This window comes from Streptomyces sp. NPDC088747, assembly GCF_044751025.1.
In the GTDB taxonomy this organism is placed as follows: Bacteria; Actinomycetota; Actinomycetes; order Streptomycetales; family Streptomycetaceae; genus Streptomyces.
This window is the reverse complement of record NZ_JBIVKZ010000008.1, coordinates 285,236-311,254: the sequence shown is the minus strand read 5'-3', so window position 1 is coordinate 311,254 and position 26,019 is coordinate 285,236. Positions and strand designations below refer to the sequence as shown.

23 protein-coding genes are annotated in these 26,019 nt (G+C 71.6%); 12 read left to right on the top strand and 11 right to left on the bottom strand.

Translation table 11 applies throughout. The annotated features are described in order from the left end of the window. Window positions 1-28: 28 nt before the first annotated feature. Window positions 29-1,348, top strand: a complete 1,320-nt coding sequence (locus ACIP79_RS21230; protein ID WP_401225471.1) for an acyl-CoA dehydrogenase family protein — start codon at window positions 29-31, stop codon at window positions 1,346-1,348. Beyond that, window positions 1,348-1,920 carry a nitroreductase/quinone reductase family protein gene (locus tag ACIP79_RS21225; RefSeq protein ID WP_401225469.1) on the top strand — a complete coding sequence of 191 codons (573 nt, stop codon included), beginning with the start codon at window positions 1,348-1,350 and terminating at the stop codon, window positions 1,918-1,920. Before ACIP79_RS21230 ends, ACIP79_RS21225 begins: the two co-directional genes overlap by 1 nt. A gap of 142 nt (window positions 1,921-2,062) precedes the next feature. Here ACIP79_RS21225 and ACIP79_RS21220 read toward each other — a convergent pair whose 3' ends face one another. Continuing rightward, entirely contained in the window at window positions 2,063-2,698 is a 636-nt protein-coding gene (locus ACIP79_RS21220; protein WP_383678203.1) for a TetR family transcriptional regulator, read from the bottom strand. A 189-nt stretch (window positions 2,699-2,887) separates the two neighbouring features. Between ACIP79_RS21220 and ACIP79_RS21215 the strand changes: the two genes are divergently transcribed. Both ACIP79_RS21215 and ACIP79_RS21210 read left to right on the top strand, forming a co-directional pair. Continuing rightward, window positions 2,888-3,682: a VOC family protein gene (locus ACIP79_RS21215; RefSeq protein WP_401225467.1), complete on the top strand. Its 795-nt coding sequence runs from the start codon at window positions 2,888-2,890 to the stop codon at window positions 3,680-3,682. 277 nt (window positions 3,683-3,959) lie between these two features. Then, window positions 3,960-6,278, top strand: a complete 2,319-nt coding sequence (locus ACIP79_RS21210) for a PQQ-binding-like beta-propeller repeat protein (protein WP_401225465.1) — start codon at window positions 3,960-3,962, stop codon at window positions 6,276-6,278. A gap of 224 nt (window positions 6,279-6,502) precedes the next feature. Here the strand turns inward: ACIP79_RS21210 and ACIP79_RS21205 are convergent, their stop codons facing one another. The 3 genes from ACIP79_RS21205 to ACIP79_RS21195 are packed head-to-tail and all read right to left on the bottom strand — an operon-like array spanning window position 6,503 to window position 8,894. Beyond that, complete coding sequence (locus ACIP79_RS21205) at window positions 6,503-7,282, bottom strand: enoyl-CoA hydratase/isomerase family protein (RefSeq protein WP_401225463.1); 780 nt, start codon at window positions 7,280-7,282, stop codon at window positions 6,503-6,505. Next, window positions 7,279-7,737, bottom strand: a complete 459-nt coding sequence (locus tag ACIP79_RS21200) for a Zn-ribbon domain-containing OB-fold protein (protein ID WP_401225461.1) — start codon at window positions 7,735-7,737, stop codon at window positions 7,279-7,281. The genes ACIP79_RS21205 and ACIP79_RS21200 overlap by 4 nt, the downstream gene beginning before the upstream one ends. 2 nt (window positions 7,738-7,739) lie before the next feature. Further along, on the bottom strand, window positions 7,740-8,894 hold the full coding sequence (locus ACIP79_RS21195) for a lipid-transfer protein (protein WP_401225458.1): 1,155 nt from the start codon (window positions 8,892-8,894) through the stop codon (window positions 7,740-7,742). A 173-nt stretch (window positions 8,895-9,067) separates the two neighbouring features. Here ACIP79_RS21195 and ACIP79_RS21190 point away from each other — a divergent pair, with 173 nt between their 5' ends. Beyond that, window positions 9,068-10,666 (top strand): FadD3 family acyl-CoA ligase, encoded by a 1,599-nt coding sequence (locus ACIP79_RS21190; protein WP_401225455.1) that lies wholly within the window; start codon window positions 9,068-9,070, stop codon window positions 10,664-10,666. Between the two features lie 103 nt (window positions 10,667-10,769). Here ACIP79_RS21190 and ACIP79_RS21185 read toward each other — a convergent pair whose 3' ends face one another. From ACIP79_RS21185 to ACIP79_RS21170, 4 genes are all read right to left on the bottom strand, one after another. Continuing rightward, window positions 10,770-11,039, bottom strand: coding sequence for a hypothetical protein (locus ACIP79_RS21185; protein WP_401225453.1), 270 nt, complete (start codon window positions 11,037-11,039; stop codon window positions 10,770-10,772). After that, a complete protein-coding gene (locus ACIP79_RS21180) occupies window positions 11,032-11,391 on the bottom strand; it encodes a hypothetical protein (protein WP_401225451.1) in 360 nt (119 codons plus the stop codon). Before ACIP79_RS21180 ends, ACIP79_RS21185 begins: the two co-directional genes overlap by 8 nt. A gap of 132 nt (window positions 11,392-11,523) precedes the next feature. Further along, window positions 11,524-11,724 carry a DUF397 domain-containing protein gene (locus ACIP79_RS21175; RefSeq protein WP_401225449.1) on the bottom strand — a complete coding sequence of 67 codons (201 nt, stop codon included), beginning with the start codon at window positions 11,722-11,724 and terminating at the stop codon, window positions 11,524-11,526. Beyond that, complete coding sequence (locus ACIP79_RS21170; protein WP_401225446.1) at window positions 11,705-12,556, bottom strand: helix-turn-helix domain-containing protein; 852 nt, start codon at window positions 12,554-12,556, stop codon at window positions 11,705-11,707. Before ACIP79_RS21170 ends, ACIP79_RS21175 begins: the two co-directional genes overlap by 20 nt. 239 nt (window positions 12,557-12,795) lie before the next feature. Between ACIP79_RS21170 and ACIP79_RS21165 the strand changes: the two genes are divergently transcribed. Continuing rightward, window positions 12,796-13,170 carry an ATP-binding protein gene (locus ACIP79_RS21165; RefSeq protein ID WP_401225444.1) on the top strand — a complete coding sequence of 125 codons (375 nt, stop codon included), beginning with the start codon at window positions 12,796-12,798 and terminating at the stop codon, window positions 13,168-13,170. 152 nt (window positions 13,171-13,322) lie between these two features. Here ACIP79_RS21165 and ACIP79_RS21160 read toward each other — a convergent pair whose 3' ends face one another. Together ACIP79_RS21160 and ACIP79_RS21155 are read right to left on the bottom strand one after the other, a co-directional pair. Then, window positions 13,323-13,499 carry a hypothetical protein gene (locus tag ACIP79_RS21160; protein WP_383678164.1) on the bottom strand — a complete coding sequence of 59 codons (177 nt, stop codon included), beginning with the start codon at window positions 13,497-13,499 and terminating at the stop codon, window positions 13,323-13,325. Between the two features lie 215 nt (window positions 13,500-13,714). Further along, window positions 13,715-16,669 carry a BTAD domain-containing putative transcriptional regulator gene (locus ACIP79_RS21155; RefSeq protein WP_401225442.1) on the bottom strand — a complete coding sequence of 985 codons (2,955 nt, stop codon included), beginning with the start codon at window positions 16,667-16,669 and terminating at the stop codon, window positions 13,715-13,717. Window positions 16,670-16,871: 202 nt separating this feature from the next. Between ACIP79_RS21155 and ACIP79_RS21150 the strand changes: the two genes are divergently transcribed. Continuing rightward, the gene (locus tag ACIP79_RS21150; protein ID WP_401225439.1) at window positions 16,872-18,098 is read left to right on the top strand and encodes an amidohydrolase family protein; all 1,227 of its coding nucleotides are present in this window, start codon (window positions 16,872-16,874) and stop codon (window positions 18,096-18,098) included. 441 nt (window positions 18,099-18,539) lie between these two features. Here ACIP79_RS21150 and ACIP79_RS21145 read toward each other — a convergent pair whose 3' ends face one another. Next, a complete protein-coding gene (locus ACIP79_RS21145) occupies window positions 18,540-19,478 on the bottom strand; it encodes a hypothetical protein (RefSeq protein WP_401225437.1) in 939 nt (312 codons plus the stop codon). A 315-nt stretch (window positions 19,479-19,793) separates the two neighbouring features. On the opposite strand from ACIP79_RS21145, the gene ACIP79_RS21140 reads away from it, so the two are divergent. From ACIP79_RS21140 to ACIP79_RS21120, 5 genes are all read left to right on the top strand, one after another. After that, complete coding sequence (locus ACIP79_RS21140; protein WP_401225435.1) at window positions 19,794-20,735, top strand: LLM class F420-dependent oxidoreductase; 942 nt, start codon at window positions 19,794-19,796, stop codon at window positions 20,733-20,735. Between the two features lie 9 nt (window positions 20,736-20,744). Next, window positions 20,745-21,530, top strand: a complete 786-nt coding sequence (locus ACIP79_RS21135) for an SDR family NAD(P)-dependent oxidoreductase (RefSeq protein WP_401225432.1) — start codon at window positions 20,745-20,747, stop codon at window positions 21,528-21,530. Between the two features lie 152 nt (window positions 21,531-21,682). After that, complete coding sequence (locus tag ACIP79_RS21130) at window positions 21,683-22,804, top strand: LLM class flavin-dependent oxidoreductase (protein ID WP_401225430.1); 1,122 nt, start codon at window positions 21,683-21,685, stop codon at window positions 22,802-22,804. Between the two features lie 14 nt (window positions 22,805-22,818). Continuing rightward, window positions 22,819-24,552, top strand: a complete 1,734-nt coding sequence (locus ACIP79_RS21125; RefSeq protein WP_401225429.1) for an amidohydrolase family protein — start codon at window positions 22,819-22,821, stop codon at window positions 24,550-24,552. After that, a complete protein-coding gene (locus tag ACIP79_RS21120; protein ID WP_401225428.1) occupies window positions 24,549-26,012 on the top strand; it encodes an aldehyde dehydrogenase family protein in 1,464 nt (487 codons plus the stop codon). Before ACIP79_RS21125 ends, ACIP79_RS21120 begins: the two co-directional genes overlap by 4 nt. The last annotated feature ends 7 nt before the right edge of the window (window positions 26,013-26,019 follow it).

The following is a 26,019-nucleotide window of genomic DNA, read 5'->3' as shown; positions in this document are numbered from 1 at the left end:
GCCCGTCAGATCTGGGGAGGAGGCCGCCATGGACGCCCGTTTCACCGCCGAGCAGGAGGAGATCCGGCGCACGCTGAGGGAGTTGCTGGTCAAGCGGTGCGGGCCGGAGGAGGTGCGGGCCGCCGTGCGAAGCCCCGCCGGGTACGACCCCGCGCTCTGGGACGCGCTCGCCCAGCAGCTCGGACTGCCCGGACTCGCCCTTCCCGAGGCGTACGGCGGCGTCGGCTGCTCCGTCACCGAACTCGCCCTCGCCTGCGAGGAGTCGGGGCGCGCCCTGGCCCCCTCGCCGCTCCTGTCCACGGCCGTCCTCGCGGCCCCGCTGATCCTCGCACTGGGCACCGGGGCCCAGCGTGCGGAGCTGCTGCCGCTCCTCGCCTCCGGCGAACTGACCGCCGCCCTCGCCGTGCCCGGCGCGAGGCTCGCGACGGCGCTCGGGCTGGTCGGCGACAACCGCGGGGACTGGTCAGGGGGTGGCCGCTCGGGCGGCGTCCAGGCACGCCGGGCCGACGGCGGCTGGCGCCTCTACGGGCAGGCGGCCCAGGTGCTCGACGGACACAGCGCGGGACTGCTCGTGGTGGCGGCGCACACGGGGGGCTTCGTGCGGACACGGACGCTGCTGTTCCTCGTACGGGCGCGGGAGTGGGATGCCGTCCGGCTTGAGCCAGGGGCCGGCGTAGGGGCTGAGGCTGGGGCCGCGGTACGGGCGCGGGTGGAGAGCGGCGGCGGGCTCGTGCGGGTCCGGCAGACGGCTCTCGACGGGACGCGGCCCCAGGCCCGGATCGAACTGCGGGACGTGGAAGCCGAGTTGCTCGGGGACGAGGACGCGGATGTGAGCGGAGCGCTCGCCGGTACGGGTGACGTCGCCGCCGCCGTACTCGCCGCCGAGGCGGTGGGCGCCGCGGACCGGGTGCTGGAGCGGACGGTCGAGTACGTGCGGCAGCGGGAGCAGTTCGGACGGGCCATCGGCTCGTTCCAGGCGGTGAAGCACCGGCTGGCGGATGTGTACGTGGCGGTGCAGGCGGCGCGGTCGGCGGCCTATTACGCGGCGTGGGCGGCCGGTGCCGGTGCCGATGCCGGCGGTGAGCGGGTGGGTGGGCTCGCGCTCGCCCAGGCCCTGGAGGCGCTGCGGACCGCCGCGTCCGAGGGGATCCAGCTGCACGGCGGCATCGGGTTCACCTGGGAACACGAGGCCCACCTGTACTTCAAGCGGGCGGCCGGTGACGAGCTGCTGTTCGGGCCGGTGCACCGGTTGCGGGGATACGCGGCCGATTTGGCGCACCTGTTCGATCGCGGTGCCGATGGTGGAAGCGGCCGTGGCGGCGGGAACCGTGCGGAGGTGGCTGTCTGATGGCCAGAGCCAAGGTGGGGGACAGGGGTGGCGGCCGGGTTCCCGGGGTGCGGCTCGTGCAGAAGGTCTCCTCGACGCGGGTGTTCGCGCGGGTCGCCCCGCACGTCATTCCCGCACTGGACCGTGCGGTGCACCGGCTGACGCGCGGCAAGGTGCTGCTCAGCGCGCGGATGCTGCCAGGAATCATCCTCACCGTGCGCGGCGCCAGGAGCGGACTTGAGCGGCGTACACCGTTGGCGTGTATGCCCGAGACGGCCCTCATGGGTGCCAAGGACCCGACGGGTGCCAATGCCCCCACGGGTGGCACGGGTGCCGCGGGGCCGGAGAGCTGGATCCTCGTCGGTTCCAACTTCGGCCGCGCGGACCACCCCGCCTGGACGGCCAACCTCCTCGCGCATCCGGAGGCCCGGATCAACTGGAGGGGCGAGGACATCGCCGTGACCGCGCGTCTCCTGGCGGGGGACGAGCGGGCCGCCGTGTGGAAGGCGGCGGTCGCGTTCTGGCCGCCGTACGTCACCTATCAGGAGCGGATCGACCGGGAGATCCGGCTGTTCCGGATCGTGCGGCGCTGAGTCCGCTTCCCTGCTCCCTACCTGCGCGCCCGCCTGCGCGCCCGCCTGCCCGTCCGTCCCGCTCGCGCAGCGCAGCGGGCGGCAGTCCGCATCGGTGGACTGCCGCCCGCATGACAGGAATGGGAAGGGGGTACCCGCTGGGCTACTTGGTGGGCTTCTTGCCGGTGACTCCCAGGTGCACCAACAGGGCGAGATTTGGCTTGAGTTCAGCCTGCTTGACGCCCCAGGACTGGAATCCCCGTTGGTGCGAGGCCACCGCGGCGAGCATGGCGACGAGTGATCCGGCCATCGCAGCCGGGTTCACGTCCTTGTCGACCTTGCCCTTGGACTGGAGCTCGGTGACCGTGTCCGTAAGGGAGTTGTTCACGGAGTTCAGGATCTTCATACGGATCTTGTAGAACCGTTTGTCGCCCTCGGCGGCGCCCAGATCGACGACCCTGAGGATCGCGTCGTTCCGCCGCCAGAACTCCAGGAACCCGTCGACGAGTTCCTGCGCGGTCTGCCATCCGGCCTTGCCGACCCAGGAACGGCCGTCGAGCAACTGGGTCAACCCGGCGCCCTCCGTGGCCATTTGCTCGGCGATCTCCAGGACGGCGCCTTCGACGTCCGGAAAGTACTGGTAGAAGGTCGCGGGTGAAGTGCCCGCCTTCCGGGCGACATCAATGACTTTGACGTCCCGGTAGGGCGAGGAGCTGAGCATCTCGCTGAGGCAGTCGAGCAGCTTCTGCCGGGTCGCCTGCCCACGCCGCCCGGCCACGCGGCCGTCGACGGTACGCACTTGTCCTGTCATGCCGTCAGCTTACCGAGGGGTGATCGGAGCGCGATTCGGCCGACTGCAAATGGGGTGCGGCTGTCTGTCACAGGGGTTCACGGCGGCTGACGCGCCCGTTCACAACGGTCGACGTGCCTGTTCACAAAGGGGTGCGCATGCCCTGCGGGATACCCGCGAGGCCGTTAGCTTGGCCGCATGGCCGAATCCGCCCCCTTGCCCGCGGGCCCCGCCGCCTTCCCCGAAGGCGTCCCCTGCTGGGTCGACGCACAGCTCCCCGACGTAGCGGCGGGCAGGCGCTTCTACGGCGAGCTCTTCGGGTGGACCTTCGAGGAGGGCTACGGCTCCGGAGGCCCGGACGGTTCCCGGGCCGCGGCGGCCGGGGATCCCGCGGGCGGGGGCGCCGTGTGGGCGCGACGGGACGGCAAACCCGTGGCCGCCCTCGTGCCCAAGCGGGACGGCCGGATGCCCACCGTGTGGACCGTGTACTTCGCGACGCCGGACGCCCGTGCGCTCGCCGGCCGGATCGGGGACGGGGGCGGCCAGGTGATCACCGCGCCGACGCCGGTGGGCGACCTCGGTACGGCCGCCCTCGCCGCCGACCCGGAGGGCGCCGTCCTCGGCCTCTGGCAGGCGGGCGGGCACCCGGGTTTCAGCAGGCGGTACGAGCCGGGCACCTTCTCCTGGGCGGAGTTGTACGCCCGGGACACGGCGGCCGTCGACCAGTTCTACGGCACGCTCTTCCGGGAGGCGCTCTTCGGCCCCGACGCCTCTCCGGACTTCGGCCGCGCTCCCGTCTCCGACGTCTTCCCGGCCGAGATGCCGCCCCACTTCCTCGTGCACTTCGGTGTCGAGGACTGTGACGCCGTACTGGGTACGGTGAGCCGGCTCGGCGGCCGTGTCCAGGCGGCGCCCTTCGACGCCTCGTACGGGCGGGTGGCGGTGGTCACGGACAACCAGGGCGCGTCGTTCGCCGTGCTCCAGCGGTCCTGAGCCGGTCCTGAGCCGGACGGTTCGGCGGTCCCGAGCCGGACGGTTCAGCGGTCCCGAGTCGGACGCTCGGCGGTGTCGGGCGGCCCGCACGCACCCGTACCCCCCAAGGTGCTGTCATTTTGCCCCAAGACACCCCGATCCGCCCCCGGGTTCGCAACCATCGCCTCGGACAGGAAGAATCGGGGTGCGTGCCGCCATGGCGGTGCGGTGGTGAGACGCTGCACGGGGCCGCGTTCACACGTGGATGACGTGGCTCGTACGGGGAGGTGGCAGGCAAGTGGTGGATCAGCTGACGCAGCACGATCCGCGTCGGATCGGGCCGTTCGAGGTGCTGGGGCGGCTGGGTGCCGGCGGCATGGGGCTGGTCTATCTCGCGCGCTCGGCTTCCGGCCGGCGGGTGGCGATCAAGACGGTCAGGACGGAGCTCGCCGAGGACCAGTTGTTCCGGGTCCGTTTCTCGCGCGAGGTCGAGGCGGCCCGAGCCGTGTCCGGCTTCTACACGGCGGCCGTGGTCGACGCCGACGCGCGCGCGGCCGTGCCGTGGCTGGCCACCGCGTACGTTCCCGCTCCCTCGCTGGAAGAAATAGTGAATGAGTGCGGGCCGATGCCCGCCCAGGCGGTGCGCTGGCTGGCTGCCGGTGTCGCCGAGGCGCTCCAGTCCATCCACGGGGCGGGTCTCGTCCACCGCGACCTCAAGCCCTCGAACGTCCTCGTCGTCGAGGACGGCCCCCGGGTGATCGACTTCGGTATCGCCTCCGGTGTCTCCAACACCAGGCTGACCATGACGAACGTCGCCGTCGGCACCCCCGCGTACATGTCGCCCGAGCAGGCGAAGGACTCGCGCAGCGTGACCGGCGCGAGCGACGTCTTCTCGCTCGGTTCGATGCTCGTCTTCGCCGCCACCGGCCACGCCCCCTTCCACGGCGCCAACCCCGTGGAGACGGTCTTCATGCTGCTCAGGGAGGGTCCGGACCTCGAAGGCCTGCCCGCCGAGCTGCGTCCCCTCATCGAGTCGTGCATGCAGATGGAGGCCGCGGGCCGCCCCAACCCCGCCGACCTCCAGGCCCAGCTCGCGCCGCACCTCTTCGGCTCCGGATCCGACGACAGCGGTACGGCGTCGGCGTGGCTGCCCGAGCGAGCGGTGAGCCTGATCGAGGCGCGCCGCGGCGGACGCCCGCCCGCGAAACCGTCGCCGTCCGGAGGCCGCAGCGGGGGGCGCGGTGCCATCCCGCCGCCGCCCGCGCACGCGCCGGTGGCCGTCGGGGCGCCCGACACCGGGCCCGTCCGGCTCGCCGGCGGCCAGGTGCCCATCGGCCCCGGTCCGCGGGTCGCCGACGCCCGTGCCGCCGCCGTCAAGGCGCCCCCTCCGGAGGCCGGCCTCGCCGCTTCCTGGTCCCGGCCGCGCCCCGGCGTGAACGGCGCCGACTCCGCGCCCGTCGTCGCGCCCCCCGCGCCGGACTCCCCCGCGGGCTGGCGGCCGTGGCGCTTCCGCATGTCGAACGACGTCTGGGGTACGCCCGCCGTCGCCGACGACCTCGTCTACGTCACCTCCTTCGAGGTGCACGCCCTGGACGTCGCGACCGGCCGGCGCCGCTTCAAGACGCGCGACGTCGCCTGGTCCATGTCGGTGGCGGACGGCCGTATCCACGCCTCCGACGGCCCCACCCTCTTCGCGCTCGACGCCCGGGAGGGCGGTGACCTGTGGCGGCTGTCCACGGACGCCTGGGTGTACTCCCTGAAGGCCGACCGCGGCACCGTCGTCACCGCCACGCGCGGCGGCGGCGTACAGGCCTGGGAGGCCGCCAACGGCCACAAGCTGTGGGAGATCACCGGCACCCAGACCGACTTCGAGTCCCCGGAGGCCGGGCCCGCCGTCCACGACGGCACCGTGTACGTCTGGCAGGACGCTCGGCTGCGTGCTCTGGAGGCCAGGACCGGCGAGGAGCGCTGGTCCTATCCGATCGGTGACGCCGCCTCCTGCGGGGGTGTGCCGGTGCGGATCAGCCAGGGGGCCGACGGGTTCGTGTACGTCTCCGCCGGCACCCGGGTGCTCGCCGTCGACGTCGCGAACGGCCGGGTCCGCTGGCACTTCGAGGCCCCTGCGGTCTTCCTCTGTCCGCCGGCCTTCGTGCCGGGGCCCGCCGTCACCGGCGGCGGGGTCTATCTCGCCGACTACCTCGGTACCGTGTACGCCCTCGACGCCACCGACGGCCGTGACCGCTGGCGGATCGCCACCGAGTCGCGGGCCTCGATCGAGCCCGTGCTCGTCGCGGCCGGTCACGTCCATGTCGGCAGCGGCAAGGGGCTCTACACCCTCGACGCGGTCACCGGCACGCCCAAGTGGCGCTTCCAGGCGGGCGGCGATCTCGTCGGCGCGCCCGCCGTCGCCGAGGGGCGGATCCACTTCGGGTCCACCGATCATCTGCTCTACACGTTGAAGGCGGACGACGGGCGGTTGCGGTGGAAGCTTGCCACCGGTGGTGAGATCACCGGGGCTCCCGTCGTCAAGGACGGGGTCGTGTACGCGTGCAGCAAGGACCGCTGCGTGTACGCGCTGGACGCGGAGAAGGGGACGGGCACGGCCCGGACGGTCTGAGCGGTTCTCGCCCCCTCCGCCCCTTCCCGTCCCGTTCCTGGGGGCTGCCGCCCCCAGACCCCCGCATCGCGCTGACGCGCTCGTCCTCAAACGCCGGACGGGCTGAAAGATTTCTAGCGCCGTCCGGGGAAAATTTCAGCCCCTCCGGCGTTTGAGGAGCGGGGGTTCGGGGGCGGAGCCCCCGAGTACGGGACGGGTAGGGGCGGAGGGGGCGAAAAAAGGGCTCAGCGGGTTCGGTGGGATCGGGTTCGGGTGGCGAACAGGGCTGCCTGGTGGGCGGTGGGGAGGTTGCCGAGGGAGATCAGGTAGGGCGCGTGGGCGAGGGCCTGGGCGCGGACGGCCTCCTGGGCGGACCACAGCGCACGGACGGTACCCTGCACCGCCTCGGCCGGATACGAGGCGATGACCGAGGCACACTCGACGGCCGCGGCCAACGCCTCACCGGGCATGGTGAGTTGCGACACCAGCCCCACCTCGTACGCCCGCCGCGCGGAAACCCGCTCGGCGGTCCCCATCAACGCCATCCGTGCCACCTCCCCGTACGGCATCCGCTGCGCGAGGTAGATGGACTCGAACGCGCTGACCATCCCGTACGTGGTGTGCGGATCGAAGAAGGTGGCCGTCTCGTCCGCGACGACGAACTCCGACTCCCCGAGCAGATAGAACGCGCCTCCGCAGGCCATGCCGTTGACGGCCACGACGACCGGCTTCCACAGGTCGTTGGCCTTCGGCCCGATGGAGATGAGCGGATCGTCCACCATGTAGGGCGAGTTGGGCTGCGGAACGTCGACGCCCCGGTCGACCCCGGTACAGAAGGCCCGTTCCCCCGCCCCGGTGAGCACGAGGGCTCGCACGGAGTCGTCGAACCGGAACTCCCGCCAGGCGGCGGCGAGTTCGGCGGCGAGCGTGAGGTCGATGGCGTTGAGCTTCTGCGGCCGGTCGAGGGTGAGGACGGCGACGCCGGTGTCCTTGTCGGTGGTGACGCGCAGACCGTTGCCGCTCATGACCGCTCCAGGATCCACTGGGGCACGGAGAGGGGCGCGGGCTCTCCGGCGGGCTCGGTGTAGACGGCCTGCACCCGCGCGCCGATCCGGATCCGTTCCGGCGCGACGGAGTCGAGCGGCGCGCCGGGCCCGCTCACCAGGTTCCCCACCAGCCGGATCCGCGGCGCCTCCGCGAGCTCCACCACGATCGCGTTGTACGGGGCCTGCGCGGCGTAGGCGGGAAGGAGCGGCGGATGCGGGACGACGTAGGACCAGATGCGCCCGCGCCCGCTCATCAGCCGCCACTCGCTCGCGAAGGAGTGGCAGTGCGGGCAGCAGGGGCGGGGCGGGAAGCGGAGTTCGCCGCAGCCGGCGCAGGCCTGGACGCGGAGTTCGCCCCGGGCGGCGTACTGCCAGAAGGGGGCGCCGTCGTCGTCGGGGACGGGGGAGAGCAGGGCGGCGTGGTCGTCGCTCATGGTCAACTCCTCAGCAGGAGGGCGGAGGTCGGCACCCCTTCGCCGGCCGTGACCAGACAGGTGGCGGCGCCCGGCACCTGGGCGGTGCTCGTGCCGCGCAACTGCTTCACCCCTTCGTTGATGAGGTTGAAGCCGTGCACGTACGCCTCGGAGAGGCCGCCGCCGCCGGTGTTCAGGGGCAGCCGGCCGCCGATCTCCAGGGCGCCCCCCTCGGTGAAGGCGGCGCCCTCGCCCTTGCCGCAGAAGCCGTAGCCCTCCAGGGAGAGCGGTATGAGAGGCGTGAACGCGTCGTAGATCTGCGCGACGTCCACGTCCTCCGGGGTGAAGTCGGCGTGTTTCCACAGGTGCCGGGCGGCGGTCCAGGCGGGGCCGGTGAGGGGGTCGTCGTTCCAGTAGTTGACCATTCCGTGGTGCTGGGCGGGCAGGCCCTGGGCGGCGGAGTGGACGTACACGGGGCGTTGCCGGCAGTCGCGGGCCCGCTCGGCGGAGACGATGACGCAGGCCAACGCCCCGTCCGTCTCAAGGCAGTTGTCGAAGAGGCAGAGCGGCTCACTGATCCAGCGGGAGGTCATGTACATCTCGCGGGTGAGAGGGCGCTCGTACATGATCGCGGCCGGGTTCTGGTTGGCCCGGTTGCGGCAGGCGAGGGCGACGTTGAAGAGGTGGTCGCGGGTCGCGCCGTACTCGTGCATGTAGCGGCGCGCCAGCATGCCGATCTCGTCGGCGGGTCTGAGGAGCCCGAAGGGGCGGGTCCACTGGGCGGGGGTGGGGAGTTGGGCTGTCGTGTTCTTCCAGGGCCGGGGGCCGCTGCCCCGCTTCCGGGACCGCCAGGCGACACCGACCGTGGCCTGCCCGGTGGCGATCGCGGCGGCGAGATGCGCGACGGTGGCGCACGAACCGCCGCCCCCGTAGCCCACCTTGCTGAAGAAGGTGAGGTCGCCGAAGCCGGCGGCCTTCGCCACCTCCACCTCGTCGGTCTCCTCCATGGTGTAGGAGGCGAGTCCGTCGACCTCGGCGGGCGCGATCCCGGCGTCGTCGAGCGCGGCGAGGATCGCCCGACAGGCCAAGGCCTTCTCGGCCTCGGGTAGTTGCTTGGCGAAGGCGGTCTGGCCGATCCCGACGACGGCCGTGGCGTCCTTGATCCCGTTCCCCGGCATCCCTCTCGGGGCTCTCGTCGCGGGCTTCCTCGCCGTTCCGGCCGCCGCTCTTGTCGCGGTCCTTGCCATGTGCGCGCACCTCCGCACGGAGTCCCGACTGCTGACAGGGCGTCAGGCTACAGCTAATCTGACGGTCAGTCAGCTACTGAGTCCCGGCTACGGGGAGGCGTGAGATGCGCGGAGACCTTCGGTGGGGCAGCATCCCGGGGCTGGTCCGGTCGGCGGCCGAGCGGTACGCCGGTGCCGAGGCGGTCGTCGGGGGTCGTACCCGTGTGTCGTACGAGGAGTTGGGCGCCCGCGTCGAACGCGCCGCGGCGGCCTGTCTCGCGCGCGGCGTCCGGCCCGGCGACCGGGTGGCCGTCTGGGCCCCGAACACCCTGGACTGGATCGTCTGCGCCCTGGGAGCGGTGTCCGCGGGCGCGGTCCTGGTCCCGCTGAACACGCGCTTCAAGGGGACGGAGGCGGCGTACGTCCTGAACCGCAGCCGGGCCAGGCTGCTCTTCGTCACCGGCACCTTCCTGGGCACCTCGTACGTGGCCTCGCTGCGGCGGGCCGCGGGGGAGGGCGACGGCGCGGGCCCGCTCCCGGGCCTCCCGCACCTGGAGGAGGTGGTCGTCCTCTCGGACGACGCCCCCGCCGACTTCCGTACCTGGAAGGACTTCCTGGCGGGAGGGGAGGGCGTGGGAACGGCGCGGATCCGGGAACGGGAGGCCGGCCTCGACGGATCCTCCCCCTCCGACATCGTCTTCACCTCCGGCACCACGGGCCGCCCCAAGGGCGCGGTGATCACCCACGCGCAGACCCTGCGCGGCTACGCGATCTGGAGCGAACTGGCCGGGCTGCGCGAGAGCGACCGCTACCTGATCGTGAACCCCTTCTTCCACACCTTCGGCTACAAGGCGGGCATCGTGGCCTGCCTGATGCGCGGCGCGACGATGGTCCCGCAACCGGTGTTCGACGTGGACACGGTCCTGGCGAACATCGCCGCGGAACGGATCTCGGTCCTTCCGGGCCCGCCGACCCTCCACCAGTCGCTCCTCGACCACCCCTCCCGGGACGCCCACGACCTCTCGGCGCTGCGCCTGGTGGTGACCGGCGCCGCCGTGGTCCCCCTCCGGCTCGTCGAACGCCTCAGGTCCGAGCTGAAGATCGAGACGGTACTCACGGCGTACGGGCTCTCCGAGGCCAGCGGAATCGTCACGATGTGCCGCCGCGGGGACGCCCCGGCCGTGATCGCCTCGACGTCGGGCCGGGCGATCCCCGGCACGGAGGTACGGGTGGTGGGCCCGGTGGGGGAGTCCCTCGCGCCCGGCACCCCCGGCGAGGTCCTCGTCCGCGGATTCAACGTCATGCGGGGCTACTTCGAGGACCCGACGGCCACGACCGCCGTGCTCGACGCGGACGGCTGGCTGCGTACGGGGGATGTCGGCGTGCTCGACGAGGCGGGCAACCTCCGTATCACCGACCGGATCAAGGACATGTTCATCGTCGGCGGCTTCAACGCCTATCCCGCCGAGATCGAGCAACTCCTCGGCCTCCACCCGGACGTGGCCGACGTCGCGGTCGTCGGCGTACCCGACGGCCGCCTGGGCGAGGTCGGCCGGGCCTACGTCGTACGGCGCCCCGGATCCGTGGTCACGAGCGACGACCTGATCGCCTGGGCCCGACGCGAGATGGCCAACTACAAGGTGCCCCGCGGTGTGGAGTTCGTGAGGGAACTGCCTCGGAACGCGAGCGGGAAGGTGGTGAAGGGGGAGCTGCGGGGGCGGTGAGCGGGGCGGGTGAGCCTTCAGAGCCGCCCTGTGTGGCTGCTCGACCTCCCTGGCCTGGGCGGCGCGGTTCTCTGCGACGAGGAGATCGATGAGACTCTGGCGGTCAGGCCGACCAGGGGGTGACCTGAAGGACGTACACGCACTCGTGGCGGGCGATCGTGAGGTACAGAAACATCCCGCCAGGCACATACGCGGTCTGCACACCTTCGCCTGTGCCTTGGTACCTGGTGCCGTCGAGGTGTAGGGCCTCGGAGGCCCGCACGATCTCGTCGGCGTGCTTCTCCACTTCGGCGACAAATGCGGGCGCTGCCGGGGTGTCACCGCCGATGACGTGAGTTTCGTCGGGGTCGTACTCCCCGTGCCAGTTACTCACGAGTGAGTGACTCCTGTGCGGAGGAGTGAAGGGTGCGGATTTCGTCCATCGCGCCCCGCCATGCGGGGTCTTCCGGTCCGAGGGTCTGCGCCGTGTACTCCGCTGCCCGCAGTCGGGCGGCTGCGGACGGAATCCTGGCGATCTCGATCGTTACAGCCCACGTTTCGAGAAACTGCGTGATCGGTCCGAGGCTGCCCGTGCGAGCTGCGAGAGTGATGGCCTCGTCCTTCTGCCGTTCCATCTCGGCCAGCCGATGGGGGGCGACCTGGGCCAGGGCCACGCGGAGTGCGCCAGGAGTTCGCTCGGGCCGCCGGATGAGGGGTCCGCCGGGCTCGATGTGCTGTGCGGTCATCCTGATCCTTTCCTGGGGCCGTGCCATGCTCACGATACGGCAGGAATCTCCGGTGACGCAGGGTGTTCAGGCGGAACGTCTGGGTAGGCTCCGCTGCTCCGGCCTTCCCGTGGGGAGTGGACCAGCCGACGGTCAGCGCCGCAGGTCGGACACGAAGGCTGCCCAGGCAGTGGCTCGGATCACCAGGACGGGGCCGTCCTGCACCTTTGAGTCGCGGACGGGGATGACTCCGGGGACGCCGGGGGCTACCTCGACGCAATCACCGCCGGTGCCGTTGCTGTAGCTGCTCTTGCGCCACTTCGCGGCGCTCAAGTCAGTCTCGTGGCTTGCCATTTCGATAGTCCTCTGCCGCTGCCTCGATCATGGTGAGGGACGCCTCAGGCGACAGTGCGGCGGCCCTGAGCAGATCGTACGACTCCCGGTACTGCTTCACGAGCGCCGGATAGTCGATGAGTTGTCCGCTGTGCAGACTCTCGGCGTACATCACCGGAGGGGCGTCCGCGAAGGTCATGAACTTGGTCATGCCCATCATGAACGGATGGGCGGCGGCGGTTTCCGGAACGATCTGCAGAATGGAGCGCGTGGTCCTGACCAGCTCCGCGATGTGCTCCAGCAGCTCCGCCATCCGCTCGTTCGTGAGGGCCGGGCGACGGATCAGCGATTCGTCGAGGATCGCCCAGAACCTCGGCGGGTTCTCCGAGCCGAAGAGTTCCGCCCGCGCCATCCGGGCACTCACCTTCTTCTCGACCTCCTCGTCCGAGGCCCGTGGCATGGCCGCTCGTACGATCGCCCGCGCATACGCCGCTGTTTGCAGCAGCCCAGGCACCAGCATCGGCGCCCATTCCTCAACCGACTCCGCATGCCGCTCCATCTCGGCGACATCCGCGAAGTACTCCGCATGCCCCGACTGCTTCGCCCTGCGCGCATCTTCACAGCGGCGCTCGAAAAAGCCGTCCGTGCCGAGCTTCTCGTCGACGTGTCGGGCCAGATCCATCGGCATACGCCGCTCCCCCCGCTCGATCTGGCTCAGGAACGGGACACCACGGAAGCTTCCCTCGGCCAGCTGTTCGAGGGTCAGGCCCGCAAGCTCCCGCTGGTAGCGCAACTCGGCGCCGTAGAAGGAGGGAACGTTCGCCGACGCGTCGGGATCCTTGCGAGAGGGCATAACTCATCACCGCCATTTGCCGATTGCCGTGCGCAACCCAAACCCCTTTCACGGTACGCAACTTCGCGTCAGCGTGTGACTGAATCATCACGGAACGTACGGACGCACGCACCGGAGGCGTACCCCATGCAGGACCCCCGACCCGCCGATCCCCCCACCGCCGACGACGTGGAACTCCGCGTGGACGAACTCCGCGCCGCGCGCAGGCTCACCGCCGTGCTCCGGACGGCGGCCGGACAGTGAACGCACCGGAGCAACTTGAGGTCGAGCTGCTCGCCTTCCCCAAGGCGGTGCCGGACTTGCGACGGGCCGCGCGTCAGCACCTCGGCGCACCCTGCGCGGACGTTCAGCTCTGTGCCACCGAGCTGGTCGCCAACGTCATCCGGCACGTGGGCGAGGGCACTCCCGTCCGGGTGAGGGTTGCCCGCAGCGGTGGCCGTACCCGGGTCGAGGTCACCGATCCCGACCCTCGCGCTCTTCCCGTTCTCCTGCAAGCCGCGGGCGACGACGAGTCGGGGCGGGGGCTGGCCCTGCTCGACGCGGTGGCGCTTCGGTGGGGCGTGGACCAGGGGGCGGCGGGCAAGACGGTGTGGTGCGAGCTGGGGGAGCGGTAGCGGCGGTGCTTCTGTCGTCTGCGAGAGGGCGCTTGTCCGAGGGGGTCGAACGCTTCCCGCCGGGAATCGCCCGCACCTTGGACAGAACGCACGACGGCCGCGACGGCTCCCCCTCCGCGCCGTCGCGGCCGATCCCCGTGCGGTGTTACGTACTAGACGGGCTCACCCGTGGCGTGGACGTTGTCCGTGGTCGCCTCGCCGGTGTCCTCACCGGGAGCGATCGGGGTCTTCTTCGGCTTGAGCGGCTCGCTGGTGGCGTGCACGTTCTCGGTGCCGTCGACGGGCTCGTCGGTGGCGTGGACGTTCTCGGTGCTGTTCTCGTCAGTCATGACTGGCTCCCCTGGCAGTTTTCGATGCACTAGCGATATGTCGGGGAAGGACTCGCCCGGCGACTCCCCCGAGGGTCGCCGGGCGGGCACTCCTGGGCCGGTACACCCTAGAGGTGCGGCCAACCGCCATCCCGTCTGCCCCCCGACGCGACGGATTGACAAGACGAGAGTGACGCGCGGCGATAAACGAATGATGAACGCCCGTCCGCTTCGGCTCAGGCGACGGCGAGCGGGTTGAGCAGGGCCCGTACCTCGGAGCTCTCGGGGGCGTCCAGCGACTCGAAGACGTCCAGCGCCTCGTGCCAGCAGACCTGCGCGCGACCGCTCTGCCCGATCCCGCTCAGGGCCCGGCCGAGCACGGTGAGGACGTTGGCGCGGCGCCAGTCCCCGCCGATCCCGCGGAGCACGGTCAGGGCCAGTTCGGCGTTGGCGGCGGCCTGCGCGGGCTTGCGGGCGGCGAGGTCGGCCTCCGCGAGGCGGAACAACGTCATGCCCTCCCACAGCCGTTGGCGGCTGTCCCGGAACACCTCAAGGGCCTCCTCCAGACGGTCCACGGCCTCGGAGAGCCGGCCGCTCTCGGTGAGCGCCAGCCCGAGGGCGTACCTGCCGTTGGCACCCTTCAGCGCGTGGTCCATGTCGTCGTACATGTCCGTGCCCTGCTGGGCCAGGGCGACCGCGCTCTGGGTGCGGCCGGTGGCCAGGTGGATCCGCGAGAGGTTGCACAGCGCGCTCGCCTCGCCTGGCCGGTCCTCGCACGCGCGGAAGTTCTCGATGGCCCGCGTCAGGTGGGCCTCGCCGTCCTCGTGCCGGTTCTGGTAGAGCGCGATCACGCCCAGGATGTTGGAGGACCAGCAGCTCGTCAGCGGATCGTCCGCGGCCAGGGCCAGTTCGAGCGCGCGGGCCGCCGCCTGGTCCGCCGGATCGAAGCGGCCGGTGATGTGGTTCACGAAGGCAAGCGTCGTCAGCGCCCGTGCCTCGGCGCGGATGGCGCCGGTCTCCCGCGCGGCGGAGCGCGCGGCGGCGGCGATGGTCTCGTACTCCTTCGAGTTGGCCCCGGACTCGGCCAGGTCGCACGCCGCCCACAGCAGGTCGACGGCGCGCGGCAGGGTGTCGGGACCCGTCGACTGCCGTACGCAGGCCAGGGTGCTGACGGCCTCCGCGTACAGCCAGTCCTGCGCCTGGTGCCGGTCCGCGAAGGTGAGACCGGGGTACTGGGTGGTCTCCAGGTGGTCGACCAGCCGGTCTCCGGGCCGGTCGATCGCGTACACCCCGGCCGTGGTGGCCAGGTAGAAGTCCAGCAGCCTGGACAGCGCCCCGGCCCGCAGGCTGGTCGGCTGCTCGTCGCGCTCCGCACATGCGCGCGCGTAGAGGCGTACGAGGTCGTGGTAGCGGTAGCGGCCGGGAGCCGCCGACTCCAGCAACGAGGTGTCGACCAGGGACTCCAGGAGGTCCTCGGTGGCCTCGACCGGCAGGTCGATGACCGCGGCGGCGGCCGCCAGGGAGATGTCGGGGCCGTCGGCCAGGCCCAGCAGGCGGAAGGCGCGGGCCTGGGCGGGCTCCAGCTGGCCGTAGCCGAGCTCGAAGGTCGCCTTCACCGCGAGGTCGCCCGCCTGGAGTTCGTCGAGGCGGCGGCGTTCGTCGCCGAGCTTGGCGGCCAGCACGGACACCGTCCAGGTGCGGCGCGCGGACAGCCGGGAGGCCGCGATGCGGATCGCCAGGGGCAGGAACCCGCAGGCCGCCACCACGTCGAGCGCGGCCTCGCGCTCCGACTCGACCCGCTCGCGGCCCACGATCCTCGTGAAGAGCTGGAGGGCCTCCTCCGGGGACATCACGTCCAGGTCGATCAGATGCGCGCCGGCCAGGTCCACCATCCGCACCCGGGAGGTGACCAGCGCGGCGCAGCCCTCCGTGCCGGGGAGCAGCGGACGCACCTGGGCAGCGTCGCGGGCGTTGTCCAGCAGCACCAGCACCCTGCGTCCGTCCAGCACCGACCGGTACAGCGCCGAGCGCTCCTCCAGGGAGTCCGGAATGGCCGAATCGGCCGTCCCGAGGGCGCGCAGGAACGCGCCGAGCACCGTCTGCGGCTCGGCCGACCGCGCTCCGGCCCCCTGGAGGTCGACGTACAGCTGCCCGTCGGGGAAGGCGGCGCGGGCCTGGTGCGCCACGTGCACGGCGAGCGTGGTCTTCCCCACGCCCCCGATGCCCGCCAGCGCGGAGACGGCCATGACCCGGCCGGTGTCCGAGGAGGCGGCGGCGAGGACGTCGCTCAGTTCGTTCACGAAGGAGAGCCGGCCGGTGAAGTCGGTGACCGTGGCCGGAAGTTGGTGGGGGCGCACCGGTGCCGTGGCGGGCTCGGCGGCCGGCGCGGACGGTTCGGCCAGGCCCGGGTCCGCCTGGAGGATCCGCTGCTGGAGTTCCTTCAGGCCCGCTCGCGGGTCCACGCCCAGCTCGTCGGCGAGCAGGCGCCGGGTGTCGGCGTAGACGGCGAGGGCCTCGGCCTGCCGCCCGCTGCGGTACAGCGCGAGCATCAGCAGCTCGCGCAGCCGCTCCCGCAGCGGATGCGCCGCCGTGAGCGCGGTCAGCTCGGACACCGCCTCCGCGTGGCAGCCCTGCTCCAGGTCCATGTCCAGGCAGGATTCGAGGAGTTGGAGCCTGAACTCCTCAAGGCGGGCGCGCTGGGTGTCCGCGGAGGGGCCCGGCATGTTCGCCAGCGGTTCCCCCTCCCACAGGTCCAGCGCCCGCCTCAGCACATCGCGGGCGTGGCACAGGTCACCGGCGCCGCGGGCCTTCTCGGCGTCGGAGGCGAGTTCCTGGGCGACGGTGACGTCGAGCGTTCCGCCGCCGCCGGACAGCCGGATCGCGTAGCCGCCCGCTTCGCTGACCAGGATCTCCGGGCCCAGCGTCTTCCTGAGCCGGGACGCGTACGTACGGACGGTGGCCAGCGCCTGCGCCGGGGGCTCGTCGCCCCACAGGGCGTCGATCAGCTCCCCGGCCGTGGCCGTCCGGCCCTCGCGCAGCAACAGGACCGCCAGCAGGGCTCGTTGCTGCGGAGACCCCGCGGGCAGGGGTTCCTCCCCGCGCCAGGCGCGCACCGGGCCGAGCACAGCGAAGCGCAACGCCGCCGATTTGGCGCGGCCCCCCTGCTCCGGTACTCGCGGCACACCGTCCATCGCTGTCCCCCTGCCGAACCGTTGGTACTAGGACGCCAGTTTGCCTTGTTCACGGCGGATGCGTCAGCTGTGGGAGACAGCCATCACAGGCCACGTTGCGGAGCCTCGCGGACTCTCACAGGGCCCACACGCGCTCCCCGCAATCGTACGGGCTCCGACCAGGTAGCTGACGGACCGTCAGTTCGGCGCTACCGTACAGAACATGGAGACCTTCCCGAAGATCATCTCGGTGGACGACCACACGGTGGAGCCCCCCAACGTCTGGCGGGACCGGCTCCCGTCGAAGTACCAGGACCGAGGCCCGCGCATTCTGCGGGCACCGCTGAGGGAGATGACCTTCCTCGGCGGCAAGTTCGCACCCGTCATGGGCAACCCGGGCGACGACGGACCGATCGGCGACTGGTGGGTGTACGAGGACCTGCACCGGCCCCTCACCCGCCTCGACACCGCGGTCGGCTACGACAGGGACGAGATCAAGCTCGAGGTCATCACCTACGAGCAGATGCGGCCCGGTTCGTACGACGTGCCGCAGCGACTCGCGGACATGGACGTCAACCACGTCCAGTCCGCCCTCTGTTTCCCCACCTTCCCCCGCTTCTGCGGACAGACCTTCACCGAGGCCAAGGACCACGATCTGGGCCTGTTGTGCGTGCGGGCCTACAACGACTGGACGGTGGAGGAGTGGTGCGGTCCCGCCGCCGAGGGGCGCCTGATACCGCTCACCCTCATCCCGCTGTGGGATCCGGAGCTGGCGGCGGCCGAGGTGCGCCGCAACGCCGCCCGCGGGGTACGGGCGGTCGCCTTCTCCGAGATCCCCCCGCACCTGGGTCTGCCGTCCGTCCACACCGACGCCTGGGACCCCTTCCTCGCCGCCTGCGACGAGACCGGCACGGTCGTCGCCATGCACATCGGGTCCAGCAGCCGGATGCCGTCCACCTCCGCCGACGCGCCGCCCGCCGTCGGCTCCACCATCACCTTCGCCAACTGCTGTTTCTCGATGGTGGACTGGCTGATGAGCGGAAAGTTCGAGCGCTTCCCGAACCTGAAGGTCATGTACGCCGAGGGCCAGATCGGCTGGATCCCGTACATCCTCGAACGCGCCGACGTCGTGTGGGAGGAGAACCGAGGGTGGGGCGGGGTCGCCGACAAGGTCCACCGTCCGCCGTCCGAACTCTTCACCGAGCACGTCTACGGCTGCTTCTTCGACGACGCCTTCGGGCTCAGGAACCTCGACGACATCGGGGTGGGCAACGTCCTGTACGAGACCGACTATCCGCACTCCGACTCCACCTGGCCCAAGTCCCGTGAGGTCGGCGAGGCCCAGATGGGACACCTGGACGCGGACGTGGTGGAGCAGATCGTGCGACGGAACGCGATCGACCTGCTGGGCCTCACGGACGAGGGGCTGTGGGCGGGGGAGGGCGGGTAGGCACGACCGGGGAGGGCGGGCCGGACACGACGGGCCGGACACGGCGGGGGCCGTGCTCCCCAGCCGGGGGGAGCACGGCCTTGCGGCACCGTTTCCTGCGGGGGTGCGGCCCGGCGACACCGTTTCCTGCGGGGCGCGGCCTTGCGGCACCGTTTCCCGCAGGGGTGCGGCCTGGGACACCGTTTCCCGCGGGGGCACGGCCTTGCGACCCCGCTTCCCGCGGAGGTACGGCCTGCGGCACCGTTTCCTGTGGGGGCGCGGCCTGGGACACCGTTTCCCGCGGGGGTGCGGCCCGGCGGCACCGTTTCCCGCAGGGGCACGGCCCGGCGGCACCGCTGCCTGCGGGGGTGCGGCCTTGCGACCCCGCTCCCCGCGGGGGCACGGCCTGCGACACCGCTTCCTGCGGAGCACGGCCTTCAACACCGTTCCCCGCGAGGGGACTCAGCCGAAGAACACCGACGACACGTCGTTGTCGAAGCCGATCGTGCTCAGGTCCGCCACGTCACCGTCGATCACCTTGGACTGGCCCTCGCAGTCGGCCTCCGACCAGATCTTCAGGGAGCCCTCCGCCTGTATGGAGGAGGCGACGTCGTCGCGGAAGACGTTCTGGCAGCCCTCGCCCGCGAGGCCCTGGGAGCCGTTGTCGGCGAAGGCGGGGTCGTCGAAGAGGACGGCGCTGGTGGCGGCTTCGCCCTGGCCGTCACCCTGGTCGTCGCCCTCGTTCTCCCCCGGAGCGGCCGGCTCCTCGGAAGGTACGCCCGCCTTCTGGCCGTCGGGCGTCACGCCGAACCAGGTTCCGCCCACACCCTGCCCGTTGGTGTCACCCGGCTTGAGGTCCTTGCTGAAGCGGTAGACCGGCCAGCCGCCGAGCGTGACCTGGAGGGTGCCGTCGGTGCGCTCGACCACACCGACGTCGGACTTGTCCACGCCGTCGATGAAGATCCTGCCGCCGGGGGCGATGAGGACGGGCGGCCAGGTGGTGGCGCAGTCGCCGTCGCAGTTGGACCTGGAGGGGTCGGCGGTGTCCTTGTCGAAGCGGTAGAGGGTGAAGCCGGCGCCGTTGACGACCACCGGGTCGAGGGCGCCCGCGCGGGAGGCGCTGAGCTGTACCCACCTGCGCGCCACCGGCCTGGAGGCGGGCTTGCCGGGCGAGTTCGCCCAGTCACCGGTGCCGGGCTTGGCGCTGTTCTGCTCGGCGGTGCCGCTCAGGAGGTTCAGGCTGCGCGCGGCGGCGGCGGCGGCGCCCGCGACCTCCTTGCCCGTCGAGGTGGCGGCGTCGGTGCCGGTTCCGTCGCAGGCGGTCAGCAGCATGGCGCCGGCGGCGGCGGACGCGGCGATCATCGCGAAGCGGTTGCGGGTGCGGTTGCCGTTGCGGAACATCGGGCTCTCCTCGGGTCGTCGGCCCCGGACCCCCCGGAACCTTCACCGGGCAGTACGGGCCCCTCTCCGGGCCGCCCTCACCCGGTTACGCCCCTGGGACGCGACCGCGACGAGCCCCGGCAATTACGTGCCGGACGCGGACAGTCCGGAGGCCGTTGTGGAGGCCAGGACGGGATCCGGCCTGGTGACGGCGACGGCCCGGCCACTGCCTCCCCGCAGCCGACCCTTCCCCACCCCTTGTCTGATGCTCCGTCAGCTACGACTATGGCCGGTGTGTCCATGACTTGACGGACCGTCAGTATCCAAGGGGCGCCAATGCACGTACTGCCGGAAGGGCGACTCGCGTACGGGATGCAGCTCCCGATCCAGTCGCAGAGCACCATCTATGCCGAGCCGTGGGAGGCGGGCGCGGGCCCGCCGGACCTCGTCGAGATCGCCAGGGCCGCCGAGCAAGCGGGCTTCGCGTACCTGGCGAGCTGCGACCACGTCGCGATCCCGCGCCGGCTGGCCGACGCCATGAGCACCGTCTGGTACGACCCCGTGGCCACCCTCGCCCACCTCGCGGCCGTGACCGAGCGCGTACGGCTGCTCAGCCACGTCGCGATCGTCGGGCTGCGGCACCCGCTGGCCGCCGCCAAGCAGTACGCGACCCTGGACCACCTGAGCGGGGGGCGGCTGATCCTCGGCGTCGGGGCCGGGCACGTACCGGAGGAGTTCGAGGCGCTGGGGGTGGACTTCGCGCGGCGGGGGGCGGTCCTGGACGAGTCGATCGACGCGCTCAGGGCGGCGCTCGGACCGAACGAATACCCGGTGCACCACGGCAAGTTGTACGACTTCGAGGGGTTGGGCCAGCTTCCCCGGCCGGCACAGGAGCGCGTGCCCGTCTGGGTCGGCGGGTCCTCGCCCGCCGCCGTGCGCAGGGCCGCGCTGCGCGGTGACGGCTGGCTGCCGCAGGGCGATCCGCGCGACCGGCTGCCGGAGCAGATCGCCAAGCTGCACAGGATCAGGCGGGAGGCGGGCGTCACGGACCCCGTCACCGTCGGCGCCATCACGGAGCCGCTGTACGTCGGCACGCCCGGCTGGGGGGTCGGGCGGCGCACGCTGCACGGGTCGCCCGAGGCCCTCGCCGAGTCGCTGCGGGCGTACGGCGCGATGGGTGTGCACCAGATACAGGTGCGGTTCCGCAGCCGGGGGCGTACCGAACTCACCGACCAAATAACGGCGTTCGGCGCCGACGTCGCTCCGCTACTCGACTGAGGGAGAGCCATGGGCAAGCTGGACGGACGGGTCGTCCTCGTCACCGGGGCGGCGCGCGGGCAGGGTGAGCAGGAGGCGCGGCTCTTCGTGGCGGAGGGCGCCGAGGTCCTCGTCGCGGACGTGCTCGACGACCAGGGAGAGGCCCTGGCCAAGGAGATCGGCGCGCGGTACGTGCATCTCGACGTGAGCCTGGAGGAGGACTGGCTGGCCGCGGTCGCGGCCGCCACGAGCGCGTACGGGCGGATCGACGGGCTTGTCAACAACGCCGGGATCCTGCGCTTCAACGAGCTCGTCGACACCCCGCTGGAGGAGTTCCAGCGGGTCGTGCAGGTCAACCAGGTCGGCGTCTTCCTCGGCATCAAAACCCTCGCGCCCGAGATCGCCGCCGCGGGCGGCGGCACCATCGTCAACACCGCCTCCTACGCCGGGCTCACCGGAATGGCCATGGTGGGCGCCTACTCCGCGACCAAGCACGCCATCATCGGGCTGACCAGGGTCGCGGCCCTCGAACTCGCCGCGAAGGGCATCCGGGTCAACGCCGTCTGTCCTGGCGCCATCGACACCGCCATGAGCAACCCGGCGCGACTGGACCCGGGCGCGGACCCCGCCGACGGCGCGGCGGCCTCGGAGGCGCTCGACGGGCTGTACCGCAAGCTCGTGCCGCTCGGCAGGATCGGCAGGCCCCAGGAGGTGGCCCGGCTCGCCCTGTTCCTCACCGGCGAGGACTCCTCGTACATCACCGGGCAGCCTTTCGTGATCGACGGGGGGTGGCTGGCGGGGGTGAGCGTGCTGTGACCCCGGGCCGGCCGGCTGACGCGACGTCAGCTATTGACGCCTCACGGGCGCGGTGGAACAGTCGGCGGCAGATGAATCTGACGGTTCGTCAGATCATGGTGTCCGGCAGCGCTGCCGGGACGTCGACAAAGACGTGGGGACGGTGAACCTCCTTGGAATTCGGGCTCTTTGTACAGGGATACGTGGGCAAGCGGGCCGAGACCGATCCGCTCGCGGAGCACAAGGCGCTGATGGAGGAGACCGAGTACGTCATCCAGGCCGACAAGTCCAACTTCAAGTACGCCTGGGCCTCCGAGCACCACTTCCTGGAGGAGTACTCGCACCTCTCCGCCAACGACGTCTACCTCGGATACCTCGCGCACGCCACCGAGCGCATCCACCTCGGCTCCGGGATCTTCAACCCGCTCGCCCAGGTCAACCACCCCGTGAAGGTCGCCGAGAAGGTCGCCATGCTCGACCATCTCAGCGAGGGCCGCTTCGAGTTCGGCAGCGGCCGGGGCGCGGGCTCGCACGAGATCCTCGGCTTCATCCCCGGCGTCACCGACATGAACTACACCAAGGAGATCTGGGAAGAGACCATCGCCGAGTTCCCCAAGATGTGGCTCCAGGAGGAGTACCCGGGGTTCCAGGGCAAGCACTGGCAGCTCCCGCCGCGCAAGATCCTCCCCAAGCCGTACGGGAAGTCGCACCCCGCCATGTGGTACGCCGCCGGGTCGCCGCCCTCGTACGCCATGGCCGCCCGCAAGGGGCTCGGGGTCCTCGGCTTCAGTGTGCAGAAGGTCTCCGACATGGAGTGGGTCCTCGATCAGTACAAGACGGCGATCGTGGAGGCGCGGCCGGTCGGGGACTTCGTCAACGACAACGTGATGGTGACCTCGACGGCCATCTGCGCGCCGACGCACGCGGAGGCCGTGCGGATCGCGGCGAGCGGTGGGCTGCACTACCTCCAGTCGCTCGTCTTCCGCTACCACGACACCTTCCCGCGCCCCGAGGGCTTCCCGGTCTGGCCGGAGACGCTTCCCGAGTTCAACGAGGAGATCATCGAACTCCTCATCTCCGAGGAGCTGTTGATCTGCGGCGACCCGGCCGAGGTGCTCACCCAGTGCAAGCGCTGGGAGCAGGCGGGCGCCGACCAGCTCAGCTTCGGGATGCCGATCGGGATCTCCCGGGAGGACACCCTCCAGTCGATCAGGCTGATCGGCGAGCACGTGATTCCGAAGATCGACACCGATCCGGTGCACCGGACGACCAGGTTCCGTCAGGCTGCCGCATAGGGGGTTCCCGCGCGATGCTCGACCATCTGATCAGGGGCGTGACCGTCGTGGACGGCACGGGAGGCCCCGCTTACACCGCGGACGTGGGCATCCGGGACGGCCGTATCGCGGTGATCGACCGCGCGGTCACCGAGCCGTCCCGTACGAGCGAGGACGCCGCCGGGCTCGTCCTGGCTCCCGGCTTCGTCGACCCGCACACGCACTACGACGCCCAGCTCTTCTGGGACCCCTACGCCACCCCGTCCCTGAACCACGGGGTGACGACCGTCGCGGGCGGCAACTGCGGCTTCACGCTGGCCCCTCTGCACCCGGACCGGCCCGAGGACGCCGACTACACGCGCCGGATGATGTCCAAGGTCGAGGGCATGTCCCTGGTGGCTCTTGAGGAGGGCGCGCCCTGGAGCTGGCACGGCTTCGGGGAGTACCTGGACGCGCTGGAGGGCCGGATCGCCGTCAACGCGGGCTTCATGGTGGGGCATTGCGCGCTGCGGCGGTACGTCATGGGCGCGGACGCGGTCGGCGGGCAGCCCACCGAGGAGCAACTGGCCCAGATGCTCGCCCTGTTCCACGAGGCGATGGCCGCGGGAGCCTGGGGTTTCTCCACCACCCAGTCCTCCACGCACTCCGACGGCGACGGGAAACCGGTCGCCTCGCGGCACGCGGAACCCGCCGAACTGCTGGCCCTCTCCCGCGCGGTGGGCGAACACGAGGGCACGCAGATCGAGGCGATCGTCGCGGGCTGCCTCGACCAGTTCAGCGACGCCGAGATCGATCTGTTCGTCGGGATGAGCGCGGCGGCGGGCCGCCCCCTCAACTGGAACGTGCTGACGATCGACGCCGCCGTCCCCGAGCGCGTCCCGCGCCAGCTGGAGGCGAGTGAGCGCGCCCGCAGGTCCGGCGGCCGGATCATCGCGCTCACCATGCCGATCCTCACCCCCATGAACATGTCGCTCGGCACCTTCTGCGCGCTGAACCTCATCCCCGGCTGGGGCGAGGTGCTCGCCCTCCCCGTGCCCGAACGGATCGCCCGGCTGAGGGATCCGGACGTACGCGCCGAGATGCTGCGCAGGGCCACCAGCAAGGAGGCGGGCGTCTTCCGGCGCCTCGCCGACTTCGGCCGGTACGTCATCGGGGACACCTACAGCGCCGCGAACGAGGGTCTGACCGGGCGGGTCGTCGACGACATCGCGGCCGAGCGCGGCCAGGAGCCCTTCGAGTGCCTGGTGGAGATCTGCGCGGCCGACGACATGCGCACCGTGCTCTGGCCGATGCCGGCCGACAACGACCCCGGCTCGTGGGCCCTGCGGCAGGAGACCTGGCACCACGAGGACGTCATGCTCGGCGGCTCCGACGCGGGCGCCCACCTGGACCGCATGTGCGGAGCCCCGTACACGACCCGCTTCATCGGCGACTGTCTGCGCGGGCGGAAACTCCTCACGCTGGAGCAGGCCGTGAAGATGCTGACCGACGACCCGGCGCGGCTCTTCGGGCTGCGTGAGCGTGGCCGCGTGGAGGTGGGCTGGCATGCGGACCTGGTGCTCTTCGACCCGGAGCGGATCGACGCCGGCAAGGCCACCCTGGTGCACGACCTGCCGGGTGACAGTCCGCGTCTGGACTCCAAGGCGATCGGCGTAACGGCCGTGTGGGTCAACGGCGTCGAGGCCATACGCCGTGACGTGACGACCGGGGCCGTGCCGGGGAAGGTGCTGCGCTCGGGTCGGGACACCGAGACGGTGAGCACCAGGTGAGCGGTGAAGTGCCCGCGGAACAGCGGCTGTTCGTCGGCGGCTCGTGGGTGGCGCCCGAGCACGGGTTCCACGAGGTGACCGACCCGGCGACCGAACAGGTCGTCGGGCGGGCCCCGGAGGCCTCGCGGGACCAGGTGCACGCCGCCGCCGCGGCGGCCCGCGAGGCCTTCGGGCCGTGGTCGCGCACCCCCGCCGAGGAGCGTGCCGCGGTGCTCGGCCGGGCGGCCGGCATCATCAGGCGCAACCTCCTCCCGTACGCCGAACTCGCGCAGGCCGAGAGCGGCGCCACGACCGGCACCGCGCGGGCGATGCAGGTGGGCGTCGGCATGGCCCGCTTCCGCCGGTACGCGCGCACCGAACCCGTCGAGCAGCCGCTCCCGCCGCAGATCAACGAGGCCGGGCCGTTCGGCGGGGCGGCCGTCATGGGCGCCCTCGCGGTGCGCCAGCCCGTCGGCGTCGTCACCTGCATCACCTCGTACAACAACCCCTGGGCCAACCCGGCGGGCAAGATCGCCCCCGCCCTCGCCATGGGCAACACGGTGGTCGTGAAGCCCGCCCCGCAGGACCCCCTCTCCGTCTACCGGATGGCGGAGGCCCTGGAGGCGGCGGGCGTCCCGCCGGGCGTCGTGAACGTGGTCGGCGGGACCGGCGCCGAGGTCGGCGAGGCGGCGGTCGACTCCCCGGACGTGGACATGGTCAGCTTCACCGGCTCGACCGCCGTCGGGCAGCGCATCGCCGAGGTGTGCGGGCGCGGGATGAAGCGCCAGCTGATGGAGCTGGGCGGCAAGGGCGCGGCGGTCGTCTTCGACGACGCGGACCTGGAGTCGGCGGTGTCGGGGATCGGCACCACGTTCTCCTTCTACAGCGGCCAGATCTGCACGGCGCCGACCCGGGTACTGGTCCAGCGCGGCCTGCACGACCGGCTCGTCGAGCGACTGGCGTCGTACGCCTCCCGGTTGACGGTCGGGGACCCGCGCGAGCCGGGGACGGTGGTCGGGCCGGTGATCTCCGCCGCCCATCGCGACCGGATCGAGTCGTACGTCGAACTCGGCCGGAAGGAGGGCGCGCGGGTGGTCACTGGCGGCGTACGGCCGCCTCTCGACCGCGGCTTCTACGTGGCGCCCACCCTGCTCGCCGACTGCACCCCGGACATGCGGGTGGTCCGCGAGGAGATCTTCGGCCCCGTCGTCGTGGTCCTCCCCTTCGACGACGAGGAGGAGGGCATAGCCCTCGCCAACGACAGTGACTACGGCCTCATCGACTACGTCTGGTCCGGCGACGTGGCCCGCGCCTTCCGCGTCGCCCGGCAGCTCCGCGCGGGCGGCGTCGGCGTCAACACCGTCGGCCGCAACATGGAGGCCCCGTTCGGCGGGTTCAAGAAGAGCGGCGTGGGCCGGGACGTGGGCTCCTACGCCCTGCACGCGTACAGCGAGGTGCAGTCGATCGTGTGGCAGGGGTGAGGGGTGA